Source organism: Pseudomonas asiatica (assembly GCF_040214835.1).
GTDB lineage: Bacteria > Pseudomonadota > Gammaproteobacteria > Pseudomonadales > Pseudomonadaceae > Aquipseudomonas > Aquipseudomonas putida_Z.
On sequence record NZ_CP157874.1, the window covers coordinates 3,982,540 to 4,004,025 of the forward strand.

Below are 21,486 nucleotides of genomic sequence, written 5' to 3' on the forward strand. Positions count from 1 at the left end.
CCTACAGGGCCCTGCGCCAGCGACCTGATAGCGGCTAAATTTCTCGGCTGCGAGCTCGTTCACTGCAGGTAGCGGCGGCCTCTGTGCCCATCCCTCGACGGTGAACCTACTGAGACCAAGATGACGACTCCACGCTGGAAGAAAGCCCTGTTTATCAGCCTGGCCGCGGCGGTTGCCGCTGGCGCCGGGTTTGCCGCCTGGCACTACTTCGCCACACCCGCCGGCTATCCCAGGGAGGTGACCCGCCAGGCCAACGACCTGCAGGAACGCATCATCTCGTTCGACAGCCATGTCACCCTGCCGCTGACCTTCGGCACCGAAGGCAGCGAGGCCGACAAGGATGGCGGCGGCCGCTTCGACCTGGCCAAAGCCGCACGCGGGCGTTTGTCTGGCGCGGCCCTGACCATCTTCGCCTGGCCAGAGTCCTGGACCGGTGACGGTGGCCCGCACCGCCCTACCCCAGGCTTCGTCGAAGCCGCCCGCCACACCCAGGAGGTGCGCTACAACGCCATCACCGCCATGGTCCGCGACTTCCCGCAGCAGGTGGGTATTGCCTATACCCCGCAAGACATGCGGCGCCTGCACGGTGAAGGCAAGTTCGCGGTGTTCCTCAGCATGCTCAACGCCTATGCGCTGGGCGATGACATCGACCAGCTCGACCGCTGGGCCGCGCGCGGCGTGCGCATGTTCGGCTTCAGCTACGTGGGCAACAACAGTTGGGCCGACTCTTCGCGCCCGCTGCCGTTCTTCAATGACACCGCCGATGCCCTGGACGGCCTGTCGCCGGTCGGCAAGCGCGCCGTGCAGCGGCTGAACGACCTGGGCGTGATCATCGATGTGTCGCAAATGTCCAGCAAGGCGCTGGCCCAGGCCGTCGCCCTCAGCCGCGCGCCGGTGGTGGCCTCGCACTCGGCGCCGCGGGCGATGGTCGACATCAGGCGCAACCTCTCCGACAAGGAGCTGCAGCTAATCAAGGACAGCGGCGGCGTGGTCCAGCTGGTGGCCTTCTCCACCTACCTCAAGCCCTTGAGCAGCAAGACCCAGGACAAACTCAACGCCCTGCGCGCCCGCTACGACCTGCCGCCACTGGCCAACCTCGACTACGCACTGATGCCCGGTGACCCGGTGATCGCCGGCTGGCCCGAGCAGAAGGTCGGCCAGTACGCCAACGCGCTGTACGGCATTCTCGAGGAGGAACCGCCGGCCACGCTCAAGGACTATGGCGACGCCATCGACTACACCGTGCGCAAGGTCGGCATCGACCATGTCGGCCTGAGTTCGGACTTCAACGAAGGCGGCGGCATCGACGGTTGGCAGAACGCCAGTGAAGCACGCAACGTCACCGCCGAACTGATCAGCCGCGGCTACTCCGAAGCGGATATCGCCAAGCTCTGGGGCGGCAACTTCCTGCGGGTGTGGGAGCAGGTGCAGCGCGCCGCGCAACCTGTCGCCACCTCATCCCCCTGACCCTTGCGAGCCATTTGATGAACGATCGTCGCACCTTTCTCAAGCAGGCCGGCCTGCTTGCGGCCGCCCTGCCCCTCACAGGCCCACTGCTGCCTGCCGCCCGAGCGGCAGCTGCGCAGCCTGCCACCGCCAGCGACTGGGCCGGGTTTCGCAACCTGTTCGAGCTGGACCCGGCCTACGCGCACTTTGCCAACTTCCTGATCACCTCGCACCCACGGCCCGTGCGCGAAGCCATCGAGGCGCTGCGTGCCCGCTTCGACCGCCACCCGGCCCGCATGGTCGACTGGGACAGCCAGTCGGAATGGAAGCACGAAGCCGCCGTGCGTGAATGGGCAGCCCGCTACCTCGAAGTGACGCCCCGGCAAATCGCCCTGACCGGCAGCACCACCGAAGGCCTGGGGCTGATCTATGGCGGGCTGAAGATTGCCCCGGGGCAGGAAATTCTCACCACCGTGCACGAGCATTCGGCCGCCCGCCATACCATGGGCTTTCGCACCACGCGCGATGGCACACCGGTGCACCGGTTGCGCCTGTTCGACGACCCCGCCAAGGTCAACAGCGACCAGGTACTGGCCACCATCGCGACGGCCATCGGGCCGAAAACACGGGTACTGGGCATGACCTGGGTGCACTCGGGCAGTGGCGTGAAACTGCCCGTGGGCGAGATCGGCGCGCTGGTGCGCGAGGTCAATCGCCAGCGTGACGAGCAGGACCAGATCATCTACGTGATCGACGGTGTGCATGGCTTCGGCGTCGAAGACATGCGCTTTGCCGATCTCAACTGCGACTACTTCATCGCCGGCACGCACAAGTGGATGTTCGGGCCGCGGGGTACCGGGATCATCTGCGCGGCGTCCACCGAACTGAAGCAGCTGAACCCGAGCATTGCCACGTTTTCCGAGAACGAGGATTTTGCCACGGTGATGACGCCCGGGGGTTACCACGCGTTCGAGCACCGCTGGGCATTGGGCAAGGCGTTCGAGCTGCACCTGCAGTTGGGCAAGGCGGCGGTGCAGGCGCGGATTCATGGGCTTAATGGCTATCTCAGGCAGCGGCTTGAGGCGCTGCCGGGGGTCGAGCTGGTGACACCGCGCAGCACGCAGTATTCGGCGGGGTTCACCTTCTTCCGGGTCACGGGGCAGGATGCTGACGAGGTGGCCCGGTATCTCAACAGCCAGCGCATCGTGGTCGATGCGGTTTCGCGGGATGTCGGGCCGGTGGTGCGGACGGCGCCTGGGCTGTTGAATACCGAGGCGGAGATCGAGCGACTGGTCGATGTATTGAAGAAGCACCTTCGCGGGTGAGGCCCTGGGGCCGCTGTGCGGCCCATCGCGACACAAGGCCGCTCCTACAGGTACAGCGCCAAGCTCGAATAGACGCGGTCTACTGTAGGAGCGGCCTTGTGTCGCGAAAGGGGCGCGCAGCGCCCCCGGCAATTTCGGCCCATCACCGGCCAATGACCCGCTTCAACCACTCCCCGACATCCCGGTAAATCCCCTCCACCTGCCCCACGATCCCCGACATGCGCAAGAAGTCATGGGTCAACCCCTCCACCCGGGCAAAGGTCACCGCCGTCCCACCCGCCACCAGCCAGTCACGATAGGCCATGCCCTCATCATGCAACGGGTCATACTCGGCCACGAACAGGCAAGCCGGCGCCAATGGCTCGCGCAGCGTCGACAGCAACGGCGACACCCGCCAGTCCAGGCGCTGCTCGCACTGCGGCACATAATGCTGGTAGAACCAATCCAGCGTAGGCGTCTCCAGCAGGTAACCCTCGGCATGCTCGCGATGGGACTCACGCCAGCAGGAGATATCGGTCACCGGGTAGAACAGCAACTGTGCCAGCGGCTTGAACGCCAGCGCCTCCGGCTGCTCCACCGCCGTAATGGCCAGCACCGCCGCCAGGCTGGCGCCCACACTGTCCCCTGCCAGCACCACCCGGCGGTTGTCCAGGCCCAGCGACGCCGCCTGCTCAGCCAGCCAGTTGGCGGCGTCCAGCACATCGTGGAGGGCTTTCGGGAACTGCTGCTCCGGTGCCAGCCGGTAGTCCGCCGCCAGCACCGCGAACTCGCCCAGGGCCGCCAGGCGACGGCACACCGAGTCATGCGAATCGAGGCTGCCGACCACATAGCCGCCGCCATGCAGGTACAGGATCACTGGCTGCAAGGCAGCACCAGCATCGCCCTGGCGGTACAGACGAGCAGCCAGGCGGGCACCATCGCGCGCGGTAATCTGCAACTCGCTGGCCGTGACGTTGCCGGGCGGGCTCGGGTCGAGTATCTGCGAGCTGCCTTCGAACTCGGCACGGGCCTGGGCCACGTCCATCGCGTGCATGGGCAGGCTCCTGCCCGTCAGCCGGCCAAATTCGACCAGTTCCAGAAATGCCGCCAGATCAGGGTGCAATGCCATGTGGGTTCCTTGGGTGAACAATGTGACTCGAGCCTCCCTACGGGACGTAGCAGCACACCGAAAAATTACCCGCCCACACGGCTAAATCGTTGGTGCAGGCACTCGTTATCCCAGCACAACGAAAGACCGCCAGAGGCATACCGTGGACCTTCAGAGCATCCTCAGCAAACTGTTCGCCAACGCCCATGCCGTCGGCATCGAAGGCGTTTTCCAGTTCGTCTTCGGCCAGGACCGGGCCTTCTGGTCGGAGGTGCGCGACAGCAGCCGCACCGGTGCCGGCCGGCACAGCGCCCCGGACGTCACCATCGAGGTGGCCGAGCGTGACTTCCTCGGCATCATGGGCGGCACCGCCAACGTCGAAGAACTGTTCGCCAGCGCCCGCCTGAAGATCAGCGGCAACATGGGTTTGGCCACCCTGCTGCCGCAGATCATCAGCAACGCCCGGCGCGGCGCGCCGGCGACCAAGGTGTCGATGAACCAACGCTACCCGACACCGGCACGCCTCAGCGAACGGGTGTCGGCCGCGCAACCGGTGCAGCGCGAGGTGACACGCATTGCCCGCGCCGACATGCCGCTGGCGCGCTTCCAGGGCGAATACCTGGCGCACGGTACGCCGGTGGTCATCAGCGATGCCCTGCAGGACTGGCCGCTGTTCACCATGGGCCGCGAAGCTTCGCTGGAGCATTTCGCCGAACTGCAGGGCATCACCCGGCACGGCGATTACGTGAAGAAGACCTTCTCCACCGACCGCGACTTCCGTTCAACTTCCATGGCCGACTTCATCGCCTCGCTGGACACCCCTGCCAAACCCGGCGAAACCCCGGCCTACATGGGCAACAACATCGTGCCGGAAAAGCTGCTGACGCTGATTCGCTACCCGCAGTACTTCGCCCGCGAGAAGTTCATTGCGCCGCGCATCTGGATCGGCCCCAAGGGCACCCTGACGCCACTGCACCGCGACGACACCGACAACCTGTTCGCACAGGTATGGGGGCAGAAGTCGTTCATCCTTGCCGCGCCGCACCATCGCCCGGCCCTGGGTACCTGGTCGACCAGCCCCAAGGGCGGCCTGGACGGCTGCGACTTCAACCCCGACGCCCCGGATTACCAGCGCTTCCCGGCGGCGCGCGAGGTGCCGTTCCTGCGCGTGGTGCTGCAGGCCGGTGACCTGTTGTTTCTGCCCGAAGGGTGGTTCCACCAGGTGGCGTCTGTGACCACCTCGCTGTCGGTGAACTTCTGGGTGAATTCCGGGCGCGGTTGGTAGCCGGGATTAGCAAGGGGCGCTTTGCGCCCCTATCGCCGGCAAGCCAGCTCCCACAGGTACAGCGCAAGCCTTCCGGTCGGCGCAGTCCCTGTGGGAGCCGGCTTGCCGGCGATAGGGCCGCGCAGCGGCCCCGGCAATCGATCAGACCGCCGCGATCAACGCCTCGGCAAAGCGCTGCGCGACCTCATCGATCTGCTCGCCACTGATGATCAACGGCGGCAGGAAGCGCACCACCGCCCCATGCCGCCCACCGAGTTCCAGGATCAGCCCGCGCTTGAGGCACTCGCGCTGCACCTTCGCCGCCAATTCACGGTTGGCCGCCGGATGCCCAAGCGCATCCCGCTGGCCTTGCGGGTCCACCAGCTCCACCCCAAGCATCAGGCCACGCCCGCGAATATCACCCAACTGCGGATAATCCCGCTGCAACTGCTGCAGGTGCTGGCGCAGGCGCTGGCCCATGGCCTCGGCATGCTCTGCCAGGCGATGCTCGACCAGGTAATCGATCACCGCCGAACCCGCCGCCATGGCCATCTGGTTACCACGGAAAGTGCCGGCGTGGGCGCCCGGTTTCCAGGTGTCCAGCCAGTCGCGGTACACCACCACCGCCAGCGGCAGGCTGCCGCCAATGGCCTTGGACAGGGTGACCACGTCCGGGATGATGCCGGCATGCTCGAAGGCGAACATGCGCCCGGTACGGGCGAAACCGCTCTGGATCTCATCGACGATCAACGCCACGCCGGCCTGCTCGGTGATACGGCGTACCCCCTTGAGCCACTCGATATCGGCCGGAATCACCCCGCCCTCGCCCTGCACCACCTCGAGGATCACCGCCGCCGGCAGCGGCACGCCGCTTTCCGGGTCGAGCAGCAGGGTTTCCAGGTAATGCAGGTTGGCCCTGACCCCGGCTTCGCCGCCCAAGCCGAACGGGCAACGGTAGTCGTAGGGGTACGGCATGAACTGCACACCGTTGCCCAGCAAGGCACCCAGCGGCTGCTTCGGGCCATGGCTTCCCATCAGGCTCAGCGCACCCTGGCTCATGCCATGGTAGGCGCCATGGAAGGCCAGCACGGTGCTGCGGCCGGTGGCGCTGCGCACCAGTTTCAGCGCGGCTTCCACCGCATCGGTACCGGTCGGTCCGCAGAACTGGACCTTGGCCTCACGGCGCAACGCCTCGGGCAGCACGCCGAACAGGTCCTGGACGAAGCGGTCCTTGACCGGCGTGGTCAGGTCCAGGGTGTGCAACGGCAGCTCATCGGCCAGTACCCGCTGGATCGCCTCGACCACCACCGGGTGGTTGTGGCCCAGCGCCAGCGTGCCGGCGCCGGCCAGGCAGTCGATGAACTGGCGGCCTTCGACATCCTCCACATGGATGCCACGGGCGCGCTTGAGTGCCAGTGGGATGCGCCGCGGGTAGCTGCGGGCGTTGGACTCCTGTTGTTGCTGGCGTTGCAGCAAGGGTGAATCGGTGAACTCGTACAAGGTACGCGGCGCGCTGGTCGGCGGGACCTGGGCAAGGCAGGAAGCGGTGGACATGGGTGAATCCTCGCAAGCAAGCGAAAGTGCGGGTGTTCGTCGCTTGGAGAACGCTTGAGTGCGGGGAGGATTTAGCGGTTGCTGTGGGATTTTTGAAAGCAGGCCCGGCCTCTTCGCCGGTAAACCCGCTCCCACAGGATTGGCACAGATCTCAGGGTTGATGCAGTACCTGTGGGAGCGGGTTTACCCGCGAAGAGGCCGGCACAGGCAATAAAAATCAATGCCCCGAGCGCGCCGGCACTTGCAACAACACCCGCAACCCATCACTGCGGCTGTCGAACTTCAGGCTACCGGCACAACGCTGCACGATCGCCTGCACGATCGCCAGCCCCAGCCCGCATCCACCACTCTGCCCGTTACGCCAGAAGCGCTCGGTCAGGTGTTCCAGGTCCGCCTCGGCAATCCCCGGCCCATGGTCCCGCACCATGAAGCCCACCTGGCCATCAGCCATCTGCACCTCAAGCTCCACCGCCTCGTCGCCGCCATGGCGCAAGGCGTTGTCCAGCAGGTTGCGCAGCGCCGCCACCGCCAACGGCGCAGGCATGCCCAGGTAGATCTGCGTAGCGGCTTCAGGCAAGCGCAGCACGATGCGCCGGTTGTCACCGCCGCCGGCATCCTGCACCGCCTGCCGGGCCACCTGCTCGGCGCTGCACTGCACGCCATCCTCGAACGACAGGCTGCCCTCCACCCGCGCCAGCATCAACAACTGCTCCAGCGTGCGGTGCATGCGGTCGGCGCCCTGCTCGGCATGTTCCAGCGCCTGCTCACGCACGGCGCCATCGGTCATCCGCGCTACCTGCAGGTGGGTCTTGATCGCCGTCAGCGGGCTGCGCAGTTCATGCGCGGCATCGTCGGTCAGGCGCCGCTCACGCTCGATGGTCTGGGCAATACGCAGGAACAGCTGGTTCTGGGTTTCCAGCAACGGTTGCAGTTCGCTGGGCATGCCCGCCACCTGCAGCGGCTCGACGCTGTCCGCGCGCCGGCGGCGCAGGGCATCGCGCATGCGGTTGAGCGGCTCCAGGCCCTTGCCCAGGCCGATCCACAACAACCCCAGGCTGCCAAGCAGGGCCATCAGCACCGGCGCCGAGGCTGCCAGCAGGATCGACTGGTTCAGCGCCTCGCGCTCCATGTGCCGGTCGGCGGTGGTGATTCGCACATCGCCATGGTTGTAGGTGAAGGTGCGCCACAGCGCGTCGTCGATGGTCTGGTTACGGAAACCGCTGCGTTCATCGTCCATGACGCCATCATGCTTGTGGTTGCTGGCGAGAATCTCGCCACGCAGCGAGCTGACCTGGCAGGCCATGCCGTCCGGCACGCTGAACTGGTCGGCGGAAAAATGCGCCTCCCCACCCTTGGCGGTCAGCGGCTGCGGCAGCTGGTCGATCAGCCCGGCAACCATGCGCGCCGAAGCCACCAGGCGCTGGTCGAGGGAGAACATCATCTGCTGGCGCAGGTCGCGCAGCATCCACGCGGCGGCCAGCGCCCAGATGATCACGAAGGCGCTGCCCAGGATCAGGCTCAGGCGTACCCGCAGGCTCATGATGCGGCCTCCTCCGGCGCCTGCGCCGGGCCAAGGCGGTAGCCCAGACCGCGCACGGTCTCGACGATGCCGTTGCCCAGTTTGCGCCGCAGATGGTGGATATGCACGTTCAGGGCATTGCTCTCGACTTCGTCGCTGAAGCCGTACACGCAGTCTTTGAGCTGCTCGCCGGACAGCACCCGCCCGGGGTTCTGCAGCAGCGCCTGGAGCAATGCCTGTTCACGCCGGGACAGGTCTACCGGCTGGCCGGCCAGGGTTGCCTCGCAGCTGCTCGGGTCGTAGCGCAGCGGGCCGTGTTCGATCACATTCACCGCCCGCCCGGCCACCCGCCGCAGCAGGGTGTGCAGGCGAGCAGCCAGCTCGCGCAGGTCGAACGGCTTGAGCAGGTAATCGTCGGCACCGGCCTGCAGGCCATCGACCCGGTCGGTGACCGCATCACGGGCAGTGAGCACCAGCACTGGCAGCGTCTCGCCTTTCTCGCGCAGGCGGCGCAACAGCTTCAGGCCGTCTTCGTCGGGCAGGCCAAGGTCGAGGATCATCACGTCGAACTGCGCGGCCTGCAGCATCGCCCGTGCATCGGCGGCGTTGCCCACACGGTCCACGGTCAGGCCCTGGGCGGTAAGGCCGGCGCAGATGCCGGCGGCGATCAGGTCGTCGTCCTCACAGAGCAGAACGTGCATGGCGGGGCTCCCGGAATGGTGTGGCTGGCATTGCACCTTGGGCAGATTAAGGGGGGATTATGGACCTTTTGTGGGGTGGATTGGGGTGTTCGTCTTGGGTGCGATGGCGAACACCAGGGCCTAAATCAACCCCTGCGGCGTATCTACATCCAGCAACACCCCAGCATCCTCCACTTCAACCACCACGCAACAATCCCGATGCGCTTGCACCACCGACCGGGCTCCTTCATCCCCGGCAAGCTGCCCCAGCGCCGGCCAGAAGTCGCGGCCGAAGACCACCGGGTGCCCCTGCTGCCCCGCATTGCGCGGCAACACGATGGTCGAGGCGGTGGCCGCCTCGGCCAACCGACGCAAGGTTACCGACTCGATCCAAGGCATATCACCCAGCAAGATCGCCACCGCCTGCGCCTGGCTGTCACCCAACGACCTGGCGCCGGCAGCCAGGCTATGCCCCATCCCCGACGCCGCATCCGGGCTGGCGATAACCCGGCAATCGGCAGGCAAGGCAAAATCCTCGCTCCACTCGCCCGCGCGCAACACCACGCGCACATCATCGAACACCGCTTGGGCCCGTTCCACACTATGCGCCAGCAGGCTGCGACCATCAGCCAAGGTCGCCCGGCGCTTGTCTGAACCGAAACGCGTGCCGCGGCCTGCCGCCAGCACCAGCGCAACCACGCTCACAGCGCGCCCCGCTCGATGCCGTTGCGCACCCGCAGAATGTCGGCCAGCACCGCCAAAGCGATCTCGGCCGGGGTCTTGCTGCCCAGGTTGAGGCCGATCGGGGCGTGGATGCGGCCCAGTTCGACCTCGCCCAGGCCACCGATCCGCCGCAGGCGTTCGCGGCGCTTGTCGGAGGTCACCCGGGAGCCCATCACACCGATATAGAACGCCTCGGTGCGCACCGCTTCGAGCATCGCCAGGTCATCGATCTTCGGGTCGTGGGTCAGCGCCACCACCGCAGTGTCGGCATGGCAACCGCCATGGGCGATGAACTCTGACGGCAGCTCGTGGCGCACTTCGATGCCATCCAGCCGCACGCCGTCGAGCACTTCGTCACGGGGCTCGCAAAGGATGACTTCGAAGCCCATGCCCTTGCCGAACTCGGCACAGAAATGCGCGACGCTGGAGTACCCGGCCAACAGCAGACGCTGGGCGGCACCCACACGCAAGCGTACACAAGCACTTTCACGCTGCACACGCGGCCCCTGGCTGTGGTCATCGGCAAGCAGGCGCCTGCCCTCGGGCAGGCTCACTTCACGCAGCACGCGGCGCTGGCCCTGCAATGCGCTTTCCAGCTCACGCAGGTGCGCCTGCACCTCGCATTCGGCCGGCAGGTTCTCCACCAGCACTTCCAGCACGCCGCCACACGGCAGGCGGATGCTCGAACGCGAGTCGCTGCCATCGCCATAACGCACGATGGCCACTGGCTCGGGAAACTCCCCCCGGCCCACGCGCTCGAGAAAGTCGTCTTCGACGCAGCCACCGGACAGCGAACCCAGCCACTGCCCGCTGGCGTTCACCGCCAGCAGCGAGCCCGGCGCACGGGGCGCCGAGCCATAGGTGGCGAGCACCGTGCACAACCACACCCGCTGGCCACCGCACGACCACTGCAACGCCTGGCGGACCACCTGTAGATCGAGATGCTGCACCCTTTACTCCGCCTTCAGCTCGGCGAGCTGCTGTACGCTCAGGTCACCGGGCAATCCACCCCAGGCCTGGCGCAGGTAGTTGACCATATCCGCCACCTGCTGGTCATCGAGCTTGTCGGCAAAGCCCGGCATCGGCTGCATGCGCTCGAAGCCGGTGAACTGCTGCTCACGGATGCCTTCGAGGACCACCTTGACCAGGTTGCGCGAGTCGGCCTGGCGCAGCACCGTGTTGCCGCGCATAGCCACGGCGATGTGCGGCTTGCCCTCGCCGTCCACCCCGTGGCAGCCGGCGCAGACATTCAGGTATTGCTGGCGGCCGCGCCTGGCGCTGTCGCTCATCTGCTCCAGTGCCACCGCCTGGATGGCCTTGGCCGGCGGTGGCTGGTCGCCCAGCAGGTAGGTGGCCATGGCCGCCAGGTCGGCATCCTCCAGGTGCTGGGTGCTGTGGTGCACCACCGGGAACATTTCGTTGAACATGCTGCCCTGGGCACTGATGCCGTGCTTGAGGAAAGTGGTCAGGTCCGGCTGGGTCCAGCCGCGCTCGGCCAGGTCCTGGGCCAGCAGGCTCGGGGCCAGGTAGCCACCCAGCAGGCCGCCGCTCAGGCGCTGGTCCTGCTGCAACGCACCGATCGGGTTGCGCGGGGTATGGCACTCGCCGCAATGGCCCATGACTTCGACCATGTACTGCCCACGCTGCCAGGCCGGGCTTTTGCCCTCGGTCGGCTGCAGTTGCACGCTTTTACCGTACAACATGTTCCAGCCGCTCAGCCCCTGGCGCACGTTGAACGGAAAGCGCAACGCAGTCTGCGGTGCCGGGCGATTGATTGGCGGCACGGTCATCAGGTAGGCGAGGATCGCGTCCGAATCTTCGCGCTTGATCAGGTGGTACGAGGTGTACGGCATCGCCGGGTAGAGGTTGGCGCCGTCCTTGCGCTTGCCCTCGGTTACCGCCGCGAAGAATTCGTCGGCGCTGTAGTTGCCGATGCCGTACTGCTTGTCCGGGGTGATGTTGCTGCCGTAAATGGTGCCGAACGGCGAATGGATCGGCAGGCCGCCGGCGTACGGCGCGCCGCCTTCGGCGGTGTGGCAGGCCATGCAGTCGGCCGCGCGGGCCAGGTATTCACCGCGCTTGACCTGCGCCTGGTCGGCTGCCTGGGCAAACGAGGTAATGGCAAGGCCGAGAGCCAGCGCCAGTGCGCTACGAACAAGACCCATGCTCAACCCTCCTTGACCAGGCCGAGGTCGTTGAGCACCGTGCGGGTGGCGTCGTAGTAACGCACGTAGCCGGTGCAACGGCAGATGTGGTGGCCCAGGCTCGCCTCGATGCGGTCTTCCACCTCGCTCTTCTTCAACGGCTGGCGCTGGGCGGTTTCCACCAGCACCGTGGCGGCATTGACGAAGCCCGGCGCGCAGTAGCTGCACTGGAAGGCGAACAGGTCGACGAACTTCTGCTGGATCGGGTTCAGCGTGAGGTTGCCGGCCTCGTCCTGTTTGGCATGGCCCTCGATGGTGCGGACCTTCTTGCCCTCGAAGTAATGCGCGCCGGTAATGCAGGTGCGCACCTCCTCGCTGGTGCCGTCGGGGTTGTCGACGATCACCACGCAGGCGTGGCAGATGCCCTGGCCGCAGCCCAGGCGCGAGCCGGTGAGGTTCTGGTGTTCGTGCAGGTAGTCGATCATCGCCAGGTCGTCGGGGACCTCGACCGGGCCGACCGGTTGACCGTTGAGGGTCAGTTGCAGTGGACGGTTAGCCATTGAGGGCCTCCTTGATACGGGCTGGGGTGATGGGGAGATCGCGAACGCGCTTGCCGATGGCATGCGCGACGGCATTGCCGATGGCACCGACGACCGGGATCATCACCACTTCGGCGATGCCCTTGGACGGGTCGGTCGGTGACAGCGGCGGGAGGATTTCGCTGGTCTGCTGCCACACCGCCACGTCGCGCGCGTGCGGCAGGCGGTAGCGGTTGAAGTTCCAGTCGCCCTCCCCGGGCCCGCCCTCGTACAACGGCATTTCTTCGGTCAAGGCATGGCCGATGCCCATGGCGATACCGCCTTCGAGCTGGCCCTTGACCAGTTCCGGCACCAGCACCCGGCCGCACTCGACCCAGCTGTGGTGGTTGAGCACCTGCACTTCGTGAGTGCCCTTGTTCACCTTGACTTCGACAATGGTCGCCACCGGGCTGTAGTAGGTGACCATGGCGTTGTTCAGCTGGGTGTCGGGGTAAGCGGCGTTCTGCCGGTCGAGCAGGTGGTAGCCGTGGCTGCTCATCTGCGCCTTCTTGGCGTTCACCGCGCCATCGCCGTACTTCACCGCCACCGCGTCGAGCGGGAAGCGCTCGCGCACGCCGTCGATGACGAAGTCGGCCTCGGCCCAGCTCCAGCGGTTGAAACCGTGCACGCTGACGCCGGTGACCAGGCCCATGTCATGGGCCTTTTGTGCCAGCTGGGCGAACGGGATCGGTGACAGGCCGTTGCCGGTCAGCTCGCCGTTGACCCATACCGCATTCTCGCGGCGCACCACCAGCGGGTTGGCCTGGCCGCCGTACGGGCCCTGGCGCCAGATGGCCATGGCCGCCGGCCACAGACCGTGGTTGAACAGCACGCGTGCTGCTTCGCGAGTGGCATGGCTGAAGTAGAAGGCCGAGTTGGTCGCCGACGACGGCGAAGCAAGCTTGCCGACCCAGCGCGGGTTGCGCAGCGCGGCGTCCTGCTCGGGCTGGCTGATCAGGTACGGGTTGCCGCTGGTGGTCAGCTGCAGCTCCGGCCATTCGGTGACCGCGGTCTTCACCTCGTCGGCCGAGCGGCCAAGGAAATCGCTGACCACCAGGGCCTGGGAGGTGGACATGCCGGTACCCAGCTCGGTGCCGATGTGGCGCAGGCTGATGCGCCCATCGCGGCTGAATTCGATGCTGGCCATGGGGGCTTCGGAGCCGGTGCCGAAGTCTTTCTGGCAGATGGCAAAGCCCACGCCATACCAGTGGTCCGGGTCCTTGGCGTCCATCTGCTGCTTGCGCGCGTCGCGGTTGCGCCACCAGTCGTGCACGGCGGCCTTGTCGAGAATCTCGTACAGGCGCAGGGCGCCGGCCGGGACCGCGCCCTGGGTGTTCTTCATGCCCGACTTCAGCGCGTTGGCGCGGCGCAGGTCGATGGCATCGACGCCCAGGCGCCCGGCGATCTCATCCACCATCATTTCGGTGGCGGCCATGGTCTGCAGGGTGCCGTAGCCGCGCATGGAGCCGGCCTCGACGCCACGGGAATGATAGGCAGTGACCGACAGGTCGTTCTGCGGCATGTAGTAGATCGACTGCGCCGCCGTGGCCCCCACCGCTGCCACCGACGGGCTGTAGTTGATACGCCCGCCGCCGTCGCAGCTCATGTCGGCGCGGAAGATCTTGAAGCTGTTGTCCTTCTTGTCCACCGCCAACTGGTAGCGGATATCGAAGGCATGGCGCTTGATGCCGCTCTGGAACTGCTCGTAGCGGTCGTTGGCCAGGCGGATCGGCACACCGGCGCCATACAGCGCGGCCACGGCGGCGTAGAAGACGAAGATGTTGTTGTCTTTCGAGCCGTAGCCCACGGTATAGCCCGGGTGCATGTTCAGCGTGTTCAGGGCGAAGCGCGACGGCTTGATCATGTGCACGCATTCCTGCGCCACTTCGAACGGGCACTGGGTCGCGACCACGAAGTGCAGCGTGCCGCTGGCCGGGTCGTACCAGCCGTTGCCGTTGTCCGGCTCCAAGGCGGCCGGCTCGATGGACGGCGTCTTGTAGCGCTCGTCGAACACCAGCCAGTCCTCGGGTGGGTTGTCCAGCTGCTCGGCCATGCGCTTGGCGTAGAACAGGCCCTGCTCGGTCAGGTCGCCATGCTGGTTGGGCTGCTTCGACCACACCGGCTTGCGGTTGAGGATGGTGGGGAACAGCATGGAATTCTTCAGGCTGGAAAATTCATCGTCGTCGAACGGCGTGGCACCGCCCACGCGCACGAAGCGGAAGCTGCCGTAGGGGTCGCGCTGGTACAGCGGCGCCTGGGCGCCATAGCGGATCGCCTGGTCGTTGAACTGCAGCTTGCGCTTGGCCTGACGGAAGCGCTCGAAGTCGTGCCAGATCAGGATCGCCACCGGGTGGCCGATGAACATCGGCACCTTGCCGGGCGGCAGCAGCGGGTCGGGCGAGTGGGCCTCGGGCCAGGCGATGCCGTCCTTTTCCAGGTCGGCCGCGGTGACGATGCGGTCCGGCTGCAGGTCGGCGCCAAGCAGGCTGAGGTCATGGCCGGCATAGATACGGTCGGCCTTGGTCGCCTTGAGCAGCAGCGCATGCCCCTGCTGCGCGGGCCAGCCGGGCATGTCCTTGGCACGGATGTCGCGGGCGAACACCTTGTCGCCGCACACCTTGGACAAGGCATCGTTACGGAAACGCGCCTTGCCGTCATGGTTCATCCACTTCTGCGGCGAGGTGGTGACGCGTTCCTCCATCAGCGCGGCGAATGCCTGGCTGCCAAGCGGCGCCATGGTCACGCCGACACCAGCGATCAGGCCGCCTTGCAGGAAGGCGCGCCGGGAAATATCACGGTTGGACATGCTTGATCCTCTGGGCAGCAGGGGGACTGCCCTTTTTTTGATTCTGGTACTAGCCTGAAAAGCTGACCTGTACGTCAACTTTACAGCAATTGTGTTGGCGCAGGCAAAGTCAAGTCGACAATATGTCGCGACAAGCCTGGGATCTGGGGCGGATTTTGCTCTGGGGCTGGTAGGTGGTTGTCTTAGGATCTCCCAGGCGCAGACCATCCCACGGCAAACACCTGCAAGCCCTGATGCGCCCGCTGACCAAAAACCAGAGTTAACCTTGGGTTAATCGACCCAAGCCAGCATGACCCCTTTCAACGTACTGCCAAGGCGAAGACATGCGCGTCCTCCTGCTCTTCCTGACACTGCTGCTGGCCGGCCCGTTGCAGGCCAACCCGTTCGATGTCAAACCGGACTTCCTGCCGGTCAACCAGGCCTTCGTGCTTACCCACGACCGCCAGGCCGACGGCCAGATGCGCCTGTTCTTCCAGATCCAGCCTGGCTACTACCTGTATCAGAAGCGCCTGAAGTTCGACGGCCTGCCTGCCGAACAACACCCGCAACTGCCGGCCGCGCTCAACCATCACGACGAGTTCTTCGGCGACAGTGCGGTGTACCGCGACCAGCTCGAACTGCTGCTACCGGCCGATGCCCGGGGCCAGCTGCGCCTGGGCTGGCAGGGCTGTGCCGACGCCGGCCTGTGCTACCCGCCGCAAACCACGTTGGTCGATCTGGGCGGCAGTGTGGTGCCGGCGGCCGAACAAGCCAGTGACCAGGCCCTGGCCAGCGACCTGCAACAAGGCCACCTGGCCTGGAGCCTGCTGGCGTTCTTCGGCCTGGGCCTGTTGCTGGCCTTTACCCCCTGCTCGCTGCCGATGCTGCCGATCCTCGCCGGGCTGGTAATGGGCAATGGCGCCAGTGCCCGGCGCGGCTGGATACTGGCCGGGGTCTATGTACTGAGCATGGCCCTGGTGTATGCCGCCCTGGGCGTGGTCGCCGCGCTGCTGGGTGCCAGCCTGCAGGCCTGGCTGCAGCAACCCTGGCTGCTGGGCAGCCTGGCGGGGCTGTTCGTGCTGCTGGCCCTGCCGATGTTCGGCGCCTTCGAACTGCAACTGCCCGCCGCCGTGCGTGACCGCCTCGACCGCGCCGGGCAAGGCACCCGTGGTGGCAACCTGTATGGTGCGGCGCTGCTCGGCGCGCTGTCCGGCCTGCTGATGGGCCCGTGCATGACCGCGCCGTTGGCCGGCGCGCTGCTGTACATCGCCCAGAGCGGCGACGTGCTGCAGGGGGCGCTGGTGCTGTTCAGCCTCGGCCTGGGCATGGGTGTGCCGCTGCTGTTGCTGGTAACCCTCGGCAACCGCTTCCTGCCCCGCCCGGGTGCCTGGATGAACCGGGTCAAGGGCGTGTTCGGCTTCGTGTTCCTGGGCATGGCGCTATACACCTTGCGCAGCCTGCTGCCCGCAGCATTGCTGCTGGCCCTGAGCGGCGCCTTGCTGATCGCCCTGGCCTGGGCTGCCTGGCCGGCCCTGCAGCGGTTGCCGGCGTTGCGCGCGTTGCCGCTGCTGGGTGCCCTGTGGGGCGGCCTGCTGCTGGTGGGGGCGGCAGCCGGTGGCGACGACCTCTGGCAGCCGCTGCGCCCGTTCGCCGGTGGCGGCGCTGCGCCGGCTACCGGCCAGCACACCAAGGACGCCTTCGTCACCGTCAGCCGCCCCGAAGACCTGCAACGCGAACTGGATGCGGCCAAGGCCCGTGGCCAGTGGGTGATGCTCGACTACTATGCCGACTGGTGCGTGTCGTGCAAGGTCATGGAAAAACAGGTGTTCGCCCGCAGCGACGTGCAGGCCGGCCTGGCCGGTGTGCACCTGCTGCGCCTGGACGTGACCGCCGACACCCCGGCCAGCCAGGCCCTGCTGCAGCGCTACCAGGTACCTGGCCCGCCCAGCATCATCTGGGTCGGCCCGGAAGGCGACGAACGCCGCGCGCGGCGCATCACTGGTGAGGTGGATGCAGCCGCCTTCCTGCAACACTGGACCCAGACCAGGAGCCAAGGCTGATGCTGACCGTAACCCTCGGGCCACTGACCATGGCCCTCAACCACCTGCTGATGCTCACCGCCCTGGTGATCGCCAGCATGGTCGGCTGGTGGGTCGCCCGGCGTGGCGGCGAGAGCCCGGAATCGGCACTGTTCAACCTGTTCCTGATCGGCCTGCTGTGCGCACGCGCCGGCTTCGTGCTGGCCTATTGGCCGATGTACCAGGACGACCCGCTGCAGATCATCGATATCCGTGATGGCGGCTTCCTGTTCTGGTCGGGCCTTGCCGGCATCGTGCTCGGCGCCTTGTGGCAGGGCTGGCGCCATCCCGGCCTGCGCCGCCCGCTGGGCTGGGCGCTGTTCAGCGGCGCGCTGTTCTGGGGCCTGGCCAGCCTCGGTGGCCACCTGTACAGCAAGGGCACCGAACTGCCCGAACTGAGCCTGCGCAAGGCCAACGGCCAATCCGTAGCGTTGCACAGCTACCGCGGCAAACCGCTGGTCATCAACATCTGGGCCACCTGGTGCCCACCCTGCCGACGCGAAATGCCGGTGCTGCAACAGGCGCAAAGCGCTTACCCGCACGTGACCTTCCTGTTCGTCAACCAGGGCGAGACCCCGGAAAACGTCAGTACCTTCCTCGCCACCACCGGCCTGAGCCTGACCCACGTGCTGTTCGACGGCACCGGTCTGCTGGCCAAGCGCGTCGGCTCCATGGCCCTGCCCACCACCCTGTTCTACGACGCCGACGGGCGCCTGGTCGGCAGCCATCTGGGCGAGCTGTCCCGGGCCAGCCTGCGCCACGCCCTGGAGCCTTTCGACCGGGCCACCGCGCCCGCCCCTGCCGCACAAGGAAACTGACATGCGACTGACTGCACTGCTGCCCCTGTCCCTGGCTCTGCTGGCTGCCCCTACCCTGCAGGCCGAAGAGCTGCCCAAGGCGATTGCGCAACTGCAAGCCAAGGGCGCCGTGATCAAAGGCAGCTTCGACGCCCCCAACGGCCTGCGCGGGTATGCCGCCGAGTACCAGAATAATGGCCTGGCGCTGTACCTCACCCCTGACGGCAAGCATGTACTGGTCGGCAGCCTGTTCGACGAACAGGGCAACGACCTCAGTGCCGAGCCGCTGAAAAAGCTGGTGTATGCGCCGATGAGCAAGGAAATCTGGGCGAAGATGGAGAAAACCTCCTGGATCGCCGACGGCAAGGACGATGCACCGCGCAAGGTGTACCTGTTCAGCGACCCCAACTGCCCGTACTGCAACATGTTCTGGGAACAGGCACGGCCGTGGGTGGAGTCGGGCAAGGTGCAGTTGCGCCATATCATGGTCGGCATCATCCGCGAGGACAGCCCGGGCAAGTCGGCGGCGCTGCTGGCGGCGAAAGACCCGGCCAAGGCACTGCACGAGCATGAAAAAGCGGGCAAGGCCAGCACACTGAAACCATTGGCACAGGTGCCAGAGGCGGTGCAGCAGAAGCTGGCGGCGAACATGGCGCTGATGGAAGAGATGGGTTTACAGGCGACCCCGGCGATCTTCTATCAGGATGACCAGGGCAACCTGCAGAGCCAGCAAGGCGCGCCGCGGCCGGAGTTGCTTGGGAAGATTCTCGGCAAGCGCTAAGTACACCGTTGCCTGTTCCGGCCTCATCGCCGGCAAGCCAGCTCCCACAGGGACCTCACAATATTCAAACCCTGTGGAGTACCTGTGGGAGCTGGCTTGCTGGCGAAAGGGGCGCACAGCGCCCCCCAGGTTTCCTATAACCCTTCCAGCTCGGCCATCAGGTCACTGAGCCGGTCGACCTTGTCGTCATCCAGCACACTGCCCTGCAGCCCCTGCACATACACCGCCAGCTCCTCCACCGTGCTGCACTCGAACATCGCCCGCAACGGCACGTTCAACTGCAACTGCTTCTGCACCCGCGAGGCGATCTGGGTGGCCAGCAGCGAATGCCCGCCCAGCTCGAAGAAGTTGTCGTGCACCCCGACCCGCTCGGCCTTGAGCACATCGGCCCAGATACCGGCCTGCACCACCTCAAACTCATTGCGCGGAGCTCATCAAGTGGCGCATTTCTCTGAACCACGATCAGGTTTTACATCTTGAAACACTAACTTCCACATCCAAAACAATAAACACACTTCTACTCCGCCAATCGCAAAAAGAACACTCACTACTGAATCACATATCAATCTCACGAGACATACAGACCAGCCCCACACCAAAGTAGGAAGTTTCTCACTCTCGCAATTAATCATTGGACATTCATCAGAGATACCCCTCAGCCAATTCCCACAACACCAACTGAAACTTAAACAACCAGATAGCGGCCTTAGCAGCGAATCACTCCCAACAAACTTGACGCACATCAAGTTCAACTCTAAACCTGCAGTCACCCCGGTGTTCGGGGTCACGCTGAAGGAGAGTTAAATGAGCAATCAATTTGGCATCACCCTCATGACATTGGAGTTCGATAAAGACTGCAACATGGAGTCGGAATTCTTCGGAGGGTCTGGTAGCAAAGGCGGCTGCGGCGGAAGTGGTGGATGCGGTGGCGGTGGTGGCTGTAACGGCGGCAGTGGTGGACATAACAATATTGATCTCGACACCCTCAAACAGAAAGGACGCTAAGTAAACAGCGGGCGCCCAGTGGCCGTACAACTGGCGCCCGCCTCACTTACCAGGAAATAACGATGAAGATGCTAAGAATCCACAACTATGAAATCCTCAATTTTGATTCCGAGCCAATGATCTTCTCCTCCACAGGCTTCACCAAAATCACAGACCCCAAATTAGCAAAAGCATTACGACACATTGCTGACACACAGTCCTCCCTCCTCCACCGCGACGAACTTGAGCAAATATTAACAAAAGAAGGCCTACATCTTCAGAGCTCTATTGAGTTCCTCAAATCCATATTGATCGTCGGCGAACAAACAAACGCTCCCTATTTCGAAAACGCCGTACTTTATAGCGACATGGAAATCCCCAATACACTCAAGAACCACCTTGAAAGCAAATTGCAGGGGGCGATTACAACGCAAAGCCTCCCGACAACCCACATACCTGAAGCAACATCACCCACCCTATTTGTATTCGCGTGCCTCAAGCTTCGCCCCGAATCACTCAGATTAAACTATACAAAATTACTGAAACAAAATAACCACTGCGGAGCAAGCATTGGATACATTAGCGGTAATCAGTTCCACTTAACTGAACCTTACATACCATCAATAGGTAATCCCTGTGCTTTCTGCACGCTTGATCGAATCACACATTATGAAACATTGAGAAGCAGCCAACATCACTGGAGCAAGATCTTGACCTTTTGCCGAGCACAAAAGATTGACTTACCGAAAACCCCTATAGACGACCTCCAGACTGCATTGATCATCGGCACCGTCACTTCATTCATAAGCAAATTCACGCGACCTCAAAAGTCAAAGATCACCCAAGACCGAGTCTTGCTTTCCAGAACACTAAATCTTGACGATGGCACACTTATTGAGGACAGCAGTTTTCACTGGCCACTCTGCCAATGCTTGGAATCTAAACCATGACTATTGCTCACGATCAGTACCTCAAATACATCACTCCTGAAGTCATGGATGACACCTTAGCCTTTCACGCCAAAGGGAACTATACGATCCATCGATCAACACAACACATAAGCACCCTCCACAACATCCCATCAAAGACACTAGAGAAGCTAACAGGAAACGAACTCCCACTTAACGTCTTCACAAATTCAAGCAACCACACAGCGCTCAGCCTCAGCACCTTACCTGCAAACCACTGCCTACGAAGAAATGATTCTTGCCCTCATTTCCCAGGGCACACCATAGCTTTTGATACCGTCCGCTCGCTACTCGCACCGCTATTAAAAAAGAATGAACTTAGTTATAAAAGAGGTTACCCGAGCGGTGGAGCACTTTACCCAGTAGAAGTATTTTGCATCAACTTGCACAACAAAATCGACCACTGGCCAACTCAAAGCAACGCTCTGCACTTGCTTCCTTCATCACAAACATTTGAGGCACACACTCCAACAATTGATATCGACAAGCTCTCTCGAGCAATCGTGCCAGACTGCAGCAACATAGGCTCCCCAGCACTCGCTATCGCCTACTTCATTTACTTACCCAAGGCGCTATTCAAGTATCGGTATCGAGGTTACCGTCTTGCACTGATGGAAACGGGCTCGATGTATATGCTCACAGACCTACGCTGCAAAGAACTTGGTTTAGAAGGAAGGCCGTGGTCGGGCTTTACCGACCACGAAGTAACAAATGGGCTTAATTTGAACCCAGCGTTATTTCTGCCTGCATGCATTCAGCTAGTTGGGTGAGCC

General features: G+C 64.3%; 18 protein-coding genes and 1 pseudogene. 9 read left to right on the forward strand and 10 right to left on the reverse strand.

What is annotated here, in order from left to right:
• The first annotated feature begins 120 nt into the window (after positions 1 to 120).
• The gene (gene pvdM / locus ABNP31_RS17820) at positions 121 to 1,467 is read left to right on the forward strand and encodes a pyoverdine-tailoring dipeptidase-like protein PvdM (RefSeq protein WP_085664038.1); all 1,347 of its coding nucleotides are present in this window, start codon (positions 121 to 123) and stop codon (positions 1,465 to 1,467) included.
• Positions 1,468 to 1,484: 17 nt separating this feature from the next.
• On the forward strand, positions 1,485 to 2,771 hold the full coding sequence (locus ABNP31_RS17825) for an aminotransferase class V-fold PLP-dependent enzyme (protein ID WP_350012606.1): 1,287 nt from the start codon (positions 1,485 to 1,487) through the stop codon (positions 2,769 to 2,771).
• 142 nt (positions 2,772 to 2,913) lie between these two features.
• Here the strand turns inward: ABNP31_RS17825 and ABNP31_RS17830 are convergent, their stop codons facing one another.
• Positions 2,914 to 3,879: an alpha/beta hydrolase gene (locus ABNP31_RS17830; protein ID WP_238066656.1), complete on the reverse strand. Its 966-nt coding sequence runs from the start codon at positions 3,877 to 3,879 to the stop codon at positions 2,914 to 2,916.
• A gap of 142 nt (positions 3,880 to 4,021) precedes the next feature.
• Between ABNP31_RS17830 and ABNP31_RS17835 the strand changes: the two genes are divergently transcribed.
• Entirely contained in the window at positions 4,022 to 5,143 is a 1,122-nt protein-coding gene (locus ABNP31_RS17835; protein ID WP_350012607.1) for a cupin-like domain-containing protein, read from the forward strand.
• 141 nt (positions 5,144 to 5,284) lie between these two features.
• On the opposite strand, the gene ABNP31_RS17840 is transcribed toward ABNP31_RS17835, so the two are convergent.
• From ABNP31_RS17840 to ABNP31_RS17875, 8 genes are all read right to left on the reverse strand, one after another.
• The gene (locus tag ABNP31_RS17840) at positions 5,285 to 6,676 is read right to left on the reverse strand and encodes an aspartate aminotransferase family protein (RefSeq protein WP_085664034.1); all 1,392 of its coding nucleotides are present in this window, start codon (positions 6,674 to 6,676) and stop codon (positions 5,285 to 5,287) included.
• Between the two features lie 217 nt (positions 6,677 to 6,893).
• Positions 6,894 to 8,216, reverse strand: coding sequence for an ATP-binding protein (locus tag ABNP31_RS17845; protein WP_350012608.1), 1,323 nt, complete (start codon positions 8,214 to 8,216; stop codon positions 6,894 to 6,896).
• On the reverse strand, positions 8,213 to 8,896 hold the full coding sequence (locus tag ABNP31_RS17850) for a response regulator (protein WP_025339994.1): 684 nt from the start codon (positions 8,894 to 8,896) through the stop codon (positions 8,213 to 8,215). Before ABNP31_RS17850 ends, ABNP31_RS17845 begins: the two co-directional genes overlap by 4 nt.
• Before the next feature lie 120 nt (positions 8,897 to 9,016).
• On the reverse strand, positions 9,017 to 9,580 hold the full coding sequence (locus ABNP31_RS17855; protein ID WP_238066658.1) for a nucleotidyltransferase family protein: 564 nt from the start codon (positions 9,578 to 9,580) through the stop codon (positions 9,017 to 9,019).
• Positions 9,577 to 10,548: an XdhC family protein gene (locus ABNP31_RS17860; protein ID WP_350012609.1), complete on the reverse strand. Its 972-nt coding sequence runs from the start codon at positions 10,546 to 10,548 to the stop codon at positions 9,577 to 9,579. The genes ABNP31_RS17855 and ABNP31_RS17860 overlap by 4 nt, the downstream gene beginning before the upstream one ends.
• A gap of 3 nt (positions 10,549 to 10,551) precedes the next feature.
• Positions 10,552 to 11,763: a cytochrome c gene (locus tag ABNP31_RS17865; RefSeq protein WP_350012610.1), complete on the reverse strand. Its 1,212-nt coding sequence runs from the start codon at positions 11,761 to 11,763 to the stop codon at positions 10,552 to 10,554.
• Positions 11,764 to 11,765: 2 nt separating this feature from the next.
• A complete protein-coding gene (locus tag ABNP31_RS17870; protein WP_013973477.1) occupies positions 11,766 to 12,302 on the reverse strand; it encodes a (2Fe-2S)-binding protein in 537 nt (178 codons plus the stop codon).
• Positions 12,295 to 15,126: a xanthine dehydrogenase family protein molybdopterin-binding subunit gene (locus tag ABNP31_RS17875; RefSeq protein ID WP_075045864.1), complete on the reverse strand. Its 2,832-nt coding sequence runs from the start codon at positions 15,124 to 15,126 to the stop codon at positions 12,295 to 12,297. Before ABNP31_RS17875 ends, ABNP31_RS17870 begins: the two co-directional genes overlap by 8 nt.
• A gap of 323 nt (positions 15,127 to 15,449) precedes the next feature.
• Between ABNP31_RS17875 and dsbD the strand changes: the two genes are divergently transcribed.
• The 3 genes from dsbD to dsbG are packed head-to-tail and all read left to right on the forward strand — an operon-like array spanning position 15,450 to position 18,761.
• On the forward strand, positions 15,450 to 17,165 hold the full coding sequence (gene dsbD, locus ABNP31_RS17880; protein WP_350012611.1) for a protein-disulfide reductase DsbD: 1,716 nt from the start codon (positions 15,450 to 15,452) through the stop codon (positions 17,163 to 17,165).
• Positions 17,165 to 18,001 carry a TlpA disulfide reductase family protein gene (locus ABNP31_RS17885; RefSeq protein WP_350012612.1) on the forward strand — a complete coding sequence of 279 codons (837 nt, stop codon included), beginning with the start codon at positions 17,165 to 17,167 and terminating at the stop codon, positions 17,999 to 18,001. Before dsbD ends, ABNP31_RS17885 begins: the two co-directional genes overlap by 1 nt.
• Before the next feature lies 1 nt (position 18,002).
• Positions 18,003 to 18,761 carry a thiol:disulfide interchange protein DsbG gene (gene dsbG, locus ABNP31_RS17890; RefSeq protein WP_025340002.1) on the forward strand — a complete coding sequence of 253 codons (759 nt, stop codon included), beginning with the start codon at positions 18,003 to 18,005 and terminating at the stop codon, positions 18,759 to 18,761.
• Between the two features lie 134 nt (positions 18,762 to 18,895).
• Here dsbG and ABNP31_RS17895 read toward each other — a convergent pair.
• Positions 18,896 to 19,192: pseudogene (locus tag ABNP31_RS17895) on the reverse strand (phosphopantetheine-binding protein); the annotation flags it as partial.
• Between the two features lie 373 nt (positions 19,193 to 19,565).
• Between ABNP31_RS17895 and ABNP31_RS17900 the strand changes: the two are divergent.
• The 3 genes from ABNP31_RS17900 to ABNP31_RS17910 all read left to right on the forward strand — a co-directional run bounded on the left by ABNP31_RS17900 (position 19,566) and on the right by ABNP31_RS17910 (position 21,483).
• On the forward strand, positions 19,566 to 19,766 hold the full coding sequence (locus ABNP31_RS17900; RefSeq protein WP_139832751.1) for a hypothetical protein: 201 nt from the start codon (positions 19,566 to 19,568) through the stop codon (positions 19,764 to 19,766).
• Positions 19,767 to 19,828: 62 nt separating this feature from the next.
• Complete coding sequence (locus tag ABNP31_RS17905) at positions 19,829 to 20,695, forward strand: McbB family protein (protein ID WP_238066664.1); 867 nt, start codon at positions 19,829 to 19,831, stop codon at positions 20,693 to 20,695.
• Positions 20,692 to 21,483 (forward strand): SagB/ThcOx family dehydrogenase, encoded by a 792-nt coding sequence (locus ABNP31_RS17910; RefSeq protein ID WP_238066665.1) that lies wholly within the window; start codon positions 20,692 to 20,694, stop codon positions 21,481 to 21,483. The genes ABNP31_RS17905 and ABNP31_RS17910 overlap by 4 nt, the downstream gene beginning before the upstream one ends.
• Positions 21,484 to 21,486: the final 3 nt, after the last annotated feature.

What these genes read in the sequence shown, in the direction of transcription:
- pvdM (WP_085664038.1), top strand. Translation starts at nt 121, where the DNA reads ATGACGACTCCACGCTGGAAGAAAGCCCTGTTTATCAGCCTGGCCGCG.
- dsbG (WP_025340002.1), top strand. Translation starts at nt 18,003, where the DNA reads ATGCGACTGACTGCACTGCTGCCCCTGTCCCTGGCTCTGCTGGCTGCC.
- ABNP31_RS17840 (WP_085664034.1), bottom strand. Translation starts at nt 6,676, where the DNA reads ATGTCCACCGCTTCCTGCCTTGCCCAGGTCCCGCCGACCAGCGCGCCG.
- ABNP31_RS17910 (WP_238066665.1), top strand. Translation starts at nt 20,692, where the DNA reads ATGACTATTGCTCACGATCAGTACCTCAAATACATCACTCCTGAAGTC.
- ABNP31_RS17905 (WP_238066664.1), top strand. Translation starts at nt 19,829, where the DNA reads ATGAAGATGCTAAGAATCCACAACTATGAAATCCTCAATTTTGATTCC.
- ABNP31_RS17900 (WP_139832751.1), top strand. Translation starts at nt 19,566, where the DNA reads ATGAGCAATCAATTTGGCATCACCCTCATGACATTGGAGTTCGATAAA.
- ABNP31_RS17830 (WP_238066656.1), bottom strand. Translation starts at nt 3,879, where the DNA reads ATGGCATTGCACCCTGATCTGGCGGCATTTCTGGAACTGGTCGAATTT.
- dsbD (WP_350012611.1), top strand. Translation starts at nt 15,450, where the DNA reads ATGCGCGTCCTCCTGCTCTTCCTGACACTGCTGCTGGCCGGCCCGTTG.
- ABNP31_RS17885 (WP_350012612.1), top strand. Translation starts at nt 17,165, where the DNA reads ATGCTGACCGTAACCCTCGGGCCACTGACCATGGCCCTCAACCACCTG.
- ABNP31_RS17850 (WP_025339994.1), bottom strand. Translation starts at nt 8,896, where the DNA reads ATGCACGTTCTGCTCTGTGAGGACGACGACCTGATCGCCGCCGGCATC.
- ABNP31_RS17870 (WP_013973477.1), bottom strand. Translation starts at nt 12,302, where the DNA reads ATGGCTAACCGTCCACTGCAACTGACCCTCAACGGTCAACCGGTCGGC.
- ABNP31_RS17875 (WP_075045864.1), bottom strand. Translation starts at nt 15,126, where the DNA reads ATGTCCAACCGTGATATTTCCCGGCGCGCCTTCCTGCAAGGCGGCCTG.
- ABNP31_RS17845 (WP_350012608.1), bottom strand. Translation starts at nt 8,216, where the DNA reads ATGAGCCTGCGGGTACGCCTGAGCCTGATCCTGGGCAGCGCCTTCGTG.
- ABNP31_RS17865 (WP_350012610.1), bottom strand. Translation starts at nt 11,763, where the DNA reads ATGGGTCTTGTTCGTAGCGCACTGGCGCTGGCTCTCGGCCTTGCCATT.
- ABNP31_RS17825 (WP_350012606.1), top strand. Translation starts at nt 1,485, where the DNA reads ATGAACGATCGTCGCACCTTTCTCAAGCAGGCCGGCCTGCTTGCGGCC.